The sequence below is a fragment of the Alkalimonas cellulosilytica genome (assembly GCF_036325985.1).
In the GTDB taxonomy this organism is placed as follows: Bacteria; Pseudomonadota; Gammaproteobacteria; order Enterobacterales; family Alteromonadaceae; genus Alkalimonas; species Alkalimonas cellulosilytica.
This window is the reverse complement of record NZ_JAUHLI010000002.1, coordinates 141,974-153,621: the sequence shown is the minus strand read 5'-3', so window position 1 is coordinate 153,621 and position 11,648 is coordinate 141,974. Positions and strand designations below refer to the sequence as shown.

The window sequence follows — 11,648 nt, the reverse complement described above, 5'->3', positions numbered from 1 at the left end:
ACCAAAGCAGAAACAGCCATCGGCTGAACCGATGGTTAGTAACTTGGTTGATGACTGACGCCTGCAATAATGGTGGCATGTTTCTGACGTTGGCAGCAGGTGAGCAGCATTGGCCATTCATTATTTAGCGGTAACCGAGATCTTACAGCAATTCCGTCAAGGCAGCCTGTCACCCATCGATCTGATGCAAGCCTATCAGCAGCGTATCGCTGCACTTGATCCCAAACTCAATGCCTTTACCAGCCAGTTTCAGCAAGATGCTCTGAGCAAAGCTGAGCTGGCCACTACCCGCTGGCACCAAAGCCAGGCTCGACCACTGGAAGGCCTGGCCGTGGCCATTAAAGATGAAACCTACATTGAAGGCCAAATCACTACCAATGGCTCCCGCCTGCTGACCGAAGCCATGGCCACCAGCACCGATCCGGTACCCGCCCGTCTGCTGCAAGCCGGTGCCATCGTGCATGGCCGCACTACCACGCCAGAGTTTTCTACCGCCGGCGTCACCTGGTCTGAATTGTGGGGCGTCAGCCGCAACCCGTGGAACCCGGCGATTAGCTGTGGTGGCTCTTCCGGCGGCTCCGCAATCGCCGTTGCCACCGGCATGTGCAGCTTTGCCAATGGCACCGATATTGGCGGCTCGGTGCGGATCCCAGCCGCCTTTTGTGGCCTATATGGCTACAAACCACCGCATGGCCGGGTGCCGGAAATCAGTCCGTACAACATTGACCCTTACTGTCACCACAGCCTGCTGACCCGCACGCTGGATGACTTGCTGCTGCTCTACCCGTTTATTAAAGGCCCGGACTGGATCGACTCGCATTCCTTTGTACCGGATGACAACCCGGAGTTAAAACCACGCAAAGCCTTAAAGCAACTAAAAGTAGCGCTGGCACCCACTCTGGGTTTTTACCAGGTAGCGGCCGATATTCGCCGTGAACTCGACCTCACCGCTGAAGCGCTGCGGGCGCAGGGTGTGCAGGTAGACTTAGTGGAGCCGGCCTGGGATGAGCGGGTGATAGAAACCGCCAAAATCCATCAGCGAGCTCTGATGGGCATGACATTAAAGCAAAAATTCGGGGCCCCGGCGGCGCGTAAGCAGCTGACCTCCTATGTACAGCATTACCTTGAGATGGTTGATCAACTGACCGTCGATGCGATTTTTCAGGCCAATCTGCACAGCTGCGCCATGTGGGATGCGCTGGCGGTGATTTTCAAAGAGTACGATCTGCTGCTGTGCCCGACCTTGGCCACCAGCGAGGTGCCAGCCGATTTTGATTACAGCAAGGATGGCATGTACATCAATGGCGTCGAGGTGGATGCCAACAAAGGCTGGTTTATGACCTATCCGTTTAACACGCTGGGGCAATGCCCGGTACTGGCGATGCCGAACGGCTTTTGCGACAACGGGGTACCGAGCTCGGTGCAGATTGTCGGCCGCCCCTACCAGGAAGCCGATGTGTTTCAGTTGGCCAGAGCACTGAGCGACACTGTCGCCAAAGACTTTTACACCTCTAAATATCCAGAGCTTTAACCAAACCCGGCAAAGACGGTTGGTTGGTACTACTTACGCAACAGCAGCAGGGATGCTGCGGAGGCTGAAAGGGCACAGGGATGTGCTCCTTGAAGCCGGTGGAGGAAGTAGTACCAGCCAGCCGGCTTGTCCCCTGATGTCAGTAATTCAGCTATACCACTGTTACCTAAGCACTCCAACCACTCTGCCCTCAGGTGCAGTTTATCTTTGGCAAAATTAACGCAGCACCAGCAAGGAGCACTTGGCTTTGCTAATCATCGCCGTGGTGGTACTGCCCAAAAAGAACTGGCGAATACGGCTGTGGCCATAAGCGCCCATCACCAACAAGCCGATGTTGTGATCCTGCTGGTACTGGTTCAGTACCACATCCGGCTCACCGGCCACAATAGCCACGGTCACTTCAAAGCCTTCACTGCGTAGCTTCTCAGCTGCCTGCTCCAGCTGCGCCCTGGCCGCCTCAACATCGGCACCCGCCATCACCAGATGGCACGGCAAGCCTTTGCATAAAGGACTTTCAGCCAGCATATTCAGACTTTTGGTGGCGGTTTCGCTGCCATCATAGGCCATCAGCAAGCTGTGCGGCTCCACAAAGTGTTGCTGGGTCAGCAGCACCGGTTTTTGCATGCTGCGGATCAAGCCTTCGACATGCATCCCAAGTTGGCCATGCGCATCGGCACTGCTAAAGCCGCGCTTGCCCAGCACCAGCAAACGGATTTCATCTTCCAGCTCCAGCAAGCTGGTGACAAAGTGGCCATGACGCAAGCGCTCATCCACTTCGGAGACACCAGCCGCTTCAGCACGCGCCTTAGCGGCATCCAGTATTAACCGGCCGCGCTCCAGCGCCAACTTGGCGTGCTTTTCATCCAGTTCGGCCAGTTGCTCCAACAAAATCTCCTGTGAGCCAAGGCCAATGGTACCGCTTAAATCCGGCGTGTTGGTGTGTTGGGCTTTATCCAGAATATGCAGCACCGACAAGGGGGCATTCAGGCGATTGGCCGCCCACACACTGTAATCACAGACCGCCTCAGCATAGGGAGAGGCATCGATGCAGGCCATTACTTTTTTTATCATGCTATTTCTCCTAATGTCCCATCAGTTTTTCGACCGCATCCGGGCGGTTGTGCACGGCAAACTTATCCACCAGCGTAGCACTGGCTTCATTCAAGCCAATCAGCTCCACTGCAGTGCCTTCACGGCGAAACTTGAGCACCACCTTATCCAGCGAGCTGATGGCGGTGATATCCCAAAAGTGAGCCCGGCTTAGATCGATGCGAACTTTTTCCACCGCTTCCTTAAAATCAAAGCCCGCAATAAACTGCTCGGCCGAGGTGAAAAATACCTGACCCACCACCTGATAACTGCGCTCCTGACCATCGTTCGACAAGCTGGAACCAATATACAAAATCCGCCCCACTTTGTTGGCAAAAAACAGCGCACTTAGCAGCACACCCACCAGTACACCATAAGCCAGGTTATGGGTAAAGACCACCACCACTACGGTCGCAATCATCACCACACTGGAACTTTTCGGGTTGGTGTTTAAGTTTCGTACCGAGCTCCAGTCAAAGGTACCAATCGACACCATAATCATCACCGCTACCAGAGCCGCCATCGGGATGAGACCCACCCACTGATCCAGGAATACCACCAGGATCAACAACAGTATGCCAGCCAACAAAGTCGATAGCCGGGTACGGCCACCGGATTTGACGTTGATCACCGACTGACCAATCATGGCACAACCGGCCATACCACCAATCAAACCCGAGCCGATATTGGCCACACCCTGCCCCACGCACTCACGGTTTTTATCGCTGCTGGTATCGGTTAAATCATCGACAATAGTCGCTGTCATTAAAGATTCCAGAATACCCACCACAGCCAGCGCCAGCGAGTACGGGAAAATGATGGCCAGGGTATCAAAGTTCAGCGGCACATCCGGCCACAGGAAAATCGGTAGGCTATCCGGCAGCTCGCCCATATCGGCAACAGTACGAAGGTCCAGGCCAAAATACAACGCCAACGCTGTGAGCACCACAATGCAGACCAAAGGCGATGGGATGGCTTTGGTGACATAAGGGAACAGGTAAATAATGGCTAAACCCAGTGCCGTCATGCTGTACACCAGCACAGAGCCATGCTGGCCGGTCAGCTCTGGCAACTGCGCCATAAAGATCAGAATCGCCAGCGCGTTGACAAAGCCGGTGACCACCGAGCGCGACACAAAGCGCATCAGCTCACCGAGCTTGAGTAGCCCAAACACAATTTGCAGCAGACCACACAGCAAGGTCGCAGCCAGCAGATACTCCAGGCCATGCTCACGCACCAGGGTCACCATCAACAGCGCCATGGCACCGGTTGCCGCCGAAATCATCCCCGGCCGGCCACCGGCAAACGCCGTGATCACGGCAATGCAAAAGGAAGCGTACAGACCGACCTTGGGGTCGACCCCAGCAATAATGGAAAAGGCAATGGCTTCAGGAATCAGCGCCAGCGCCACCACAATGGCAGCCAGCACATCACCGCGCAGATTGGAAAACCAGTTTTGTTTGATAGAAGCAAGCATCTTGTTCGTCCCGCGTCGTTCGGTTGAAAGTAACAAGCGCTAGAAATGACACCCTGCCGATAACAGCATGCATTTTTCCAGCAATTTCATTGGATCGTACGTAGGAAAAACACTTACATTGGCCCGCGCCCTCACAAACCGGTGTCGGAAAAAGGCGCGTAGTGTAGTGGAAAGATGGCTTAAAAGCCAGAAAGTGGCCAGTTAGGCAGACGTTTTAGGTCAAGTTGGGGAAAACGGTATTTTCTAAGCAACACCTCCAAACTGGCTCTTTCTTTTCACAGCAACTGGCTCTACCGCCAACCGGCCATCAATGCAAAGGTAAGTTGCCTACTATTTATACAGGACAACTTTTATGAAAACCCTCATACTCACCCTGAGTTTGCTACTCGCTACTGCGGTGCCTGCTGTTGTTTCTGCCTCCATTGTGTTTGAGGAGGATTTCCAAACCGGCCAGTACAGTGACTGGCAACTGAGTGGCTTAGGCTCGGATAGCGCCAATTATTACTTTGGTAATGTGTCGCTGCGCCTTGATGGTCTGCGCACCGCTGAAATGCATCTGTCTACCAGTGGCTATCAAAACGTGCAGTTGAGCATGGATCTGGCTGGCCTTTATCTGGTGCCTGGTGACTTTTGCCATGCCGAGTATTCGCTGAATGGCGGCCAAAGCTGGCAAACCGTAGTCACACTAGGAGCTGGCCAGGCCAGCGGCAACTTTAGTACCGGTACTATCAGCTCTGGCCTGGATAATCAACAGGATCTGCGGCTACGCTTTCGTGCTTACACCTTGTACGGTCACTACTGCTATGGTGACAATGTGCTGCTAACCGGAACCACCGCGCCCGGCTCTCTTTTGCTGCAAGAGGATTTCCAATCCGGCAGTTATCCGGCCTGGAGCATGAGTGGTTTGGGCTCTGATCAGATTAATCTGTACGCAGGCAACTACTCCATACGGTTGGATGGCTTACGCCAGGGCGTGCTGGCGGTTTCGACCGAAGGCTATCAACAGGTGCATTTGAGCATGGATCTGGCAGCCCTTTATCTGGTGCCCGGCGATTTGTGCTATGCGGAGTATTCCGTGAATGGCGGCCAAAGCTGGCAAACCTTAATGACGCGAGGAGCTGGGCAAGCCAACGGCAACTTTACCACCGGTAGTATCAGCACTGGCCTGGATAACCAGCCAGATCTCCGGCTGCGCTTCCGTGCCTATACCTTGTACGGCAATTACTGCTATGGCGACAATGTCGAGCTAACCGGTACAGCAATGGATACTACTCCTCTGCCACAGCTTCATTTTAGTGGCCAAACGCAGTTTGCTGATACCGAAACCGGCCAAAGCACAGTGCAAAGCTACACCATCAGCAATACCGGTTCCGCTACCCTGGAGCTGCAGCAAGTCAGCCTGACCAATGAAACGTTTAATCTGAGCCAGGATAGCTGTTCTTTGCAAAGCCTGATCCCAAGCAGCAGTTGTCAGCTAACGGTAACTTTTACCCCCACCACAGCAGATCTGTTTCAAGCCACGCTGACTGTGCCATCCAATGCACCCGACACCCCCTTTGTCAGCCAATTATCTGGTGTCGGCGTGGTCGATAACGGAACGCCGGGTTGCGACTACGATTGTCTGGATGGCAGCGGCCAAGTTAATCGCAGTGCACTGGGCTATAGCCAGTTGATGAGCACAGCCCAGGGACAACTGGTCAACTACAGCCATTACGCTGTGCCGGCCCAGGCAGCCAATCCGGAGCATCAGTTCCGTGGCACCCTTAGCCTGACCATTACACCGGGTGTGTTCAGCGAGCAAGGCACCAACCTGGCCAGCGCCTATACGTCGCCAAATACCCTGCCTGCTTTTGAATTCGAGTTTGTACAAAAAGGCACCCATTTGCTGCCGGTTCAACGTCAGCTGATCCAAAGTGGTCATCCATCCTGGGATTACATTTTATTGCCAGGCCGGGTTTGGCAGGAAGCAGGCGATCAGGGCTACAGCCGGGTTGCTTTGCCTTTTGCACTGCAGGAAGTCAATGCCAACTGCATTCACAATGGTGTGATGACCTTTTTATTCAAAGACGATGGTTCTGTGTCCAACCTGGCCTATCAAATTGCCCAGGAAACCTGCCAGTACTTTAAATTCAACCTGCACGGCAAGCTCAGTGCCAGCTATCAGCCCCATGCCATTGCGGATGAGGCCAGCATTGTACAAAACTATTTGCAGGAACAAGCCCAGCGCCTTCCGGTTAAACCCCTGGCGGAGCTGGCCAGCGATTACCCGGCGGCCAATCTGAACCTGGCGACCATCGGCAGCGAACAAAGCAGCCAGCACCGTACTGCTTATGGTATCTATTACCAGGGCGTGCATTATCAGGGCGCCTGCGCCACCCGCCAGGGCAATTACCCCTATTGCAGCGTGATGGCTCTACCCTCTTACTCTACCGCCAAGTCGGTGGTGGCAGGTTTTGGCCTGATGCGTTTAGAGCAAAAGTACGGCGGCTCGGCCAAAGCTCTGGCGGTTAGCTCCTTGGTGCCACAATGTCCGGGCAGTCGCTGGAGTGATGTCAGCCTGGAGCAGGCACTGGATATGGCAACCGGCAACTACGACTCGGCCGGTGATTCTGTCGATGAAGGGGCCACTAAAACCATTCAGGAGTTCTTTTTAACCGCCACCCATGCCGATAAAATCCAGCATGCCTGCGCATACCCGCGCAAGGCCACGCCGGGCAGCCTCTTTGTGTACCACAGCTCGGATACCTACATTTTAAGTGCCGCTATGCAGCAGTATTACCGGCAAATGGCTGGTGTAAATGCTGATTACTATCGGGATCTGTTGGTAGAGGAGTTGTGGGAACCATTGGCACTGAGCCCTCTCAGCTATGAGAGCCGGCGCAGTTACGACAGTGTCGCTCTGCCCTGGGCCGGTTTTGGCCTGAGTTTACTTAGCGACGACTTGTTAAAACTGGGCCGTTTTGCCTTGCTGCAACAGGGCCAGGTGCAAGGGCAGCAACTGCTGCACCCGGGCATGTTGCAGGATGCCTTGCAGCAAGGCAGCAATGGCGGCCTGAACACCGGCAGTACCAGCAGCCGTTACCGGCTGGGTTTCTGGGCTTATGATCTGAGTGCCTCACAAATAGTGCAGTGCCAGAACCCAAGCTGGGTACCTTATATGTCTGGTTTTGGCGGTATTGGTGTGGTGCTGCTGCCCAACGGCATGATTTATTACTACGTCAGTGACAATCAGGAGTATGGTTTTACCCAGACGGTCAACGAACTGGCCAAGATAGCCCCGGTCTGTCAGTAAGGATGCAACAACAGGTGCCAGTTGAACAAACTGGCACCATCATTTGGCAAAAACTGGCTCTATGCTCTGACGCAAAAGCTGATAGGCTGAAAGCTCACGAATCATCTTACAGGTGCCTTATGACCGATAGCAGCCATGCTTTACCCACTTCCGATCGGCTTAACGTCTGGCAACGCTGGCCCAAGGTACAAAGCCATGGCATGGCAGCCCGGGTGCTGCTGGCCTTTTTGGCCACGGCGGGGCTGTTTTACGTCAATATCATGCCTGCTTTGGTCTCTGGTCTGATTGACGGCCTGGGTTTTAGCCATCGTCAGGCGGGTTTAATTGCATCCAGCAACATCTATGGCGCCGCCGTAGGTGCTCTGGTCGCCGTGTTTATTGTTAAATCCTGGCGCTGGAAGCCTGTCTGTACGGCCTTATTGCTGGCACTTATCAGCCTCGACTTCTTGTCAATGTGGATCCAGCATCCCTGGGCGATGCTGGCGCTGCGTGGTGTGCATGGTTGCATTGGTGGCCTGTTGGTCGGTATTGCTTTTGCAGTCATCGCCCGTACCGAGCAGGTGCATAAAACCTTTGGCATGTTGCTGTTGGTCCAGTTTGGTCTGGGTGGCCTGGGTGTCATGGTGTTGCCCCCCATGGTTCCTGTTGTCGGCGCCTGGATCCTTTTCCTTGCGCTCATCCTGTTCAGTACCACGGCTTTGCTGATGCTGCCGTTTTTACAGGATTACCCGGTCAGTCAAAGCAGCAAGCAGGCGAAAAGCAGCGATATTCGCCGCAAACCCTTGCTGGCGTCGATTTTCGCGGTGTTTCTGTTTCAGGCTGCCAATATGGGGCTCTATGCCTACATCATTGACCTTGGTGAACAAGCCGGTCTTAGCATGACCACCATAGCCCCGGCGCTTGGGGTGTCAGCTTGGCTGGGCATCCTCGGCTCTGGCCTGGTGATTCTGTTCTCCACCCGCTTCGGCCGCCTGCTGCCGCTGTTTTGCGGCATTTTGATCACCGCCATTGCCACCTTTGCACTGCACTTTAGTGCCCTCGCCTGGGTGTTTTGGCTGGCCAATATCGCGGTTGGTATCACCTGGGCTTTCAGCATTGCCTACCTGCTCGGGATCTGTGCCGAGTTCGACAAAGCTGGCCAAATGGCGGCGCTGGGTGGTTTTGCCTCCAAAATGGGGTTGGCGTCAGGCCCGCTGATTGCCGCCCTGTTGCTTGGTAATACCCAGTACCCCCTGCTGATTAATGTGGCGGTGGTGATGCTGATTGCCGCGGCTTTGGTTACTTTGTATCCAGCTCGCTTGCTGGATCGGGCGGACTAATCCGCTCTTGCAGTTGCCAGCACAGCACCGTATGCTGGTTAACACTGCAGTATAAAAATGACCTAATAAACTATGCAGCACCTGTTTGTTTTAGAGCCGGATGGCAGTTCCAACCTGCAACAACAACTGATCCAAAAGCTGATCCAAACCATTTTAAATGGCTACTTTGGCTGTGGCAGCAAGATGCCTTCCTCGCGCAAACTGGCCGAACAACTGGGGATTGCCCGCAATACAGTGGTGCATGCCTATCAACAGCTGATTGATGAAGGCTACCTGATCAGCAAAGAGCGCAGTGGCATCTATGTCAACGAGCAGCTGTTCGAGTTGCATGCCAGTCCTGATTCGGCCAATAAGCCAACAACCAAGGGCTCCAGCCTGAATTGGTCGCAGCGGCTGCCAAAATTAAAGCTTGAAAACAGCCCGCCGCCTTATCCGGATAACTGGCAACACTACCCCTATCCTTTTATTAATGGCCAGTTTGATCCCTCGCTTTTCCCGGTCAATCAGTGGCGAGAGTGCTCCAAGCTCAGCTTAAATGTCGGTGAAATCAAAGGCTGGGCCTCCGACAGCGGTCATCAGGACGATCAATTGCTGACCGAAGAAATTCGCACCAAGGTACTCCCCCGTCGTGGCATTCAGGCCAACAGCGATGAAATCCTGGTCACACTCGGCTCCCAGCAAGCGCTTTATCTGCTGGCAAGATTACTACTCAATCACCAAACCTTGCTGGCAATGGAAGAGCCCGGCTATCAAGGGATGCGCCAGCTGGCCCAACTCAATTTCAGTCCGCTGCACTTTGTCGAGGTGCAAGAAGATGGCATCGATGTGGAAGCGATACCGCCCCATGCCGATCTGGTGTATGTCACCCCCAGCCACCAGATGCCAACCGCCGTGACCATGTCGATGGAGAAACGTCAGGCGTTGTTGCAACGTGCCGAGCAGGACGACTTTCTGATCCTGGAAGATGATTACGAGTGCGAAACCAATTTTATCAGCCAGCCTCATCCGGCCATCAAAAGTCTGGACAGCCAGGGACGGGTGCTCTATGTCTCCAGTTTTTCCAAAGTACTAGCACCGGGCCTTCGGCTCGGTTTTCTGGTGGCGCCGGCCGAGGTGATCCGTAAAGCCCGCCAGTTACGATCCTTGATGCTGCGCCATCCGCCAGCGAATAATCAACGCATTATGGGTCTGTTTCTATCGCTCGGTTACTACGACCAGACCATGCGCCGGCTTAATCAGGAACTGGCCGAGCGCTGGCAGCAGATGCGGGAAGCACTGAATCATTATTTATCCACCGCCATTGTCACTTCCCGCACTGTCGGCGGCAGCACCTGCTGGATCCGGGGGCCAGAGCAACTGAACAGCGAGCGCTTTGCCGCTGAAGCCGCCAAAGCGGGTATTCTAATTGAGCCGGTCAGCCGCTTTTATGGCGGCAAAAGCAAACCGATGCACTATATCCGACTGGGGGTCAGCAGTATTCCCAGCCAGAAGATCCGCGATGGCATTGAACAACTGGCCAAACTGATATGGCGCTGGCAGCAAGATGAGCAGACCGAAGAAAGCACCGAGCTCTGTTTTGGCGAGCGTCTGACCGGTCAGGCATTGCGGGATTTTGTCAGCCGCTGTGAATTTATTGGCCGTACTGTGTTTGGTGATCCCTACCGCATTCGCTTGCATGCCGATGGCAGCATACAGGGCTTTGAAGGCTACCATGATGAAAAACAGGATCAGGGCAAGTGGTGGCTGGAAGGCGACCACTGGTACCGGCAGTGGCAGCACTGGTCCTATGGCGAAGTGCTCGGCTTCGAGCTGTACACCGATGGCAACCGCATCAACTGGGTACGTCAGCAAAAACGGGTTGACTCAGCGTTTTTTATGCTGCATTCATCAGACGATCGGGAATAGCAGACCATCTGGCTCCATCAATCACCAGCATCTGGCCCTACCCCTTCGCCGGCTGCTTTCCTATGCTGACAACAGAACCCAACTGTCCCGGGATCCTCCGGGCTTTGACCGGAGTCTGTAGATGACCACTTTTACCCTGGCTGGATTGCAACTGGCCCTGACACCTGGCACAGACAACTTCCCGCTGATACGCGAGCAGGTGCTGGCTACCAAACGACGTTACCCCAACCTGGATATGATCCTGCTGCCCGAGCTGTGCACCTTTGGCCCGGCGCCGCGCTTTGCCGAACCACTGCCAGGGCCAGCTGAGCAGCGCTATGGTCAGCTGGCGATTGAAGCTGGCATCTGGTTGTGCAATGGCTCTTTGTTCGAGCGGGATGGCGATCAGATCTACAACACCAGCTCCGTGCTGGCTCCGGATGGCAGCGTGCACTGCCGCTACCGCAAACTTTATCCGTTTTTACCCTATGAAGTTGGCGTGAGTGCCGGTACAGAATTTACCGTGTTCGACATTCCGGACGTTGGCCGTTTCGGGCTATCCATCTGCTACGACATGTGGTTTCCGGAAAGTATCCGGGCGCTGGTGTGGCAAGGTGCCGAAGTGATCCTGCACCCGACTCTGACCAACACCATCGACCGCAATGTCGAGCTGGCCATCGCCCGCACCAATGCCTGTACCAATCAGTGCTACCTGATTGATATCAATGCTGCTGGCACCATGGGCGTTGGTCAATCCATCATTGCCGGTCCGGGTGGCGAAGTGATCCATCAGGCCAGCGTGCATCACGAGGCCATTGTGGTGGAGCTGGATCTGGCCTACTTGCGACGGACGCGCCAACAGGGTTGGCACAGCCTGGGCCAGCCGCTGAAAAGCTTTCGCGATCACCCACTGCCCTTTCCACAGTACCAGCCGGGAGCACGATCTGAAGCCCTGGACCAGCTTGGTGCACTGGAAAAGCCAGCAGGCAGAAACTGGACCCATGGAACCTTCTGAACTGGCGCTTACATCAACACCAAGCCTGGATTAGGGTGAAC

Annotated in this window: 7 protein-coding genes; 5 read left to right on the top strand and 2 right to left on the bottom strand. The window is 54.7% G+C overall.

Annotated features, from left to right (window positions below):
- Positions 1–109 precede the first annotated feature (109 nt).
- Positions 110–1,531 (top strand): amidase, encoded by a 1,422-nt coding sequence (locus QWY20_RS02480; protein WP_330127449.1) that lies wholly within the window; start codon positions 110–112, stop codon positions 1,529–1,531.
- 216 nt (positions 1,532–1,747) lie between these two features.
- Here the strand turns inward: QWY20_RS02480 and QWY20_RS02475 are convergent, their stop codons facing one another.
- Entirely contained in the window at positions 1,748–2,602 is an 855-nt protein-coding gene (locus QWY20_RS02475; protein ID WP_330127448.1) for a universal stress protein, read from the bottom strand.
- A 10-nt stretch (positions 2,603–2,612) separates the two neighbouring features.
- Positions 2,613–4,097, bottom strand: a complete 1,485-nt coding sequence (locus QWY20_RS02470) for a SulP family inorganic anion transporter (RefSeq protein WP_330127447.1) — start codon at positions 4,095–4,097, stop codon at positions 2,613–2,615.
- A 352-nt stretch (positions 4,098–4,449) separates the two neighbouring features.
- On the opposite strand from QWY20_RS02470, the gene QWY20_RS02465 reads away from it, so the two are divergent.
- From QWY20_RS02465 to QWY20_RS02450, 4 genes are all read left to right on the top strand, one after another.
- Entirely contained in the window at positions 4,450–7,389 is a 2,940-nt protein-coding gene (locus QWY20_RS02465; RefSeq protein ID WP_330127446.1) for a choice-of-anchor D domain-containing protein, read from the top strand.
- A gap of 119 nt (positions 7,390–7,508) precedes the next feature.
- The gene (locus QWY20_RS02460; protein ID WP_330127445.1) at positions 7,509–8,708 is read left to right on the top strand and encodes an MFS transporter; all 1,200 of its coding nucleotides are present in this window, start codon (positions 7,509–7,511) and stop codon (positions 8,706–8,708) included.
- A 72-nt stretch (positions 8,709–8,780) separates the two neighbouring features.
- Positions 8,781–10,613 carry a MocR-like pyridoxine biosynthesis transcription factor PdxR gene (pdxR, locus tag QWY20_RS02455; RefSeq protein ID WP_330127444.1) on the top strand — a complete coding sequence of 611 codons (1,833 nt, stop codon included), beginning with the start codon at positions 8,781–8,783 and terminating at the stop codon, positions 10,611–10,613.
- Between the two features lie 121 nt (positions 10,614–10,734).
- The gene (locus QWY20_RS02450) at positions 10,735–11,607 is read left to right on the top strand and encodes a carbon-nitrogen hydrolase family protein (RefSeq protein WP_330127443.1); all 873 of its coding nucleotides are present in this window, start codon (positions 10,735–10,737) and stop codon (positions 11,605–11,607) included.
- The last annotated feature ends 41 nt before the right edge of the window (positions 11,608–11,648 follow it).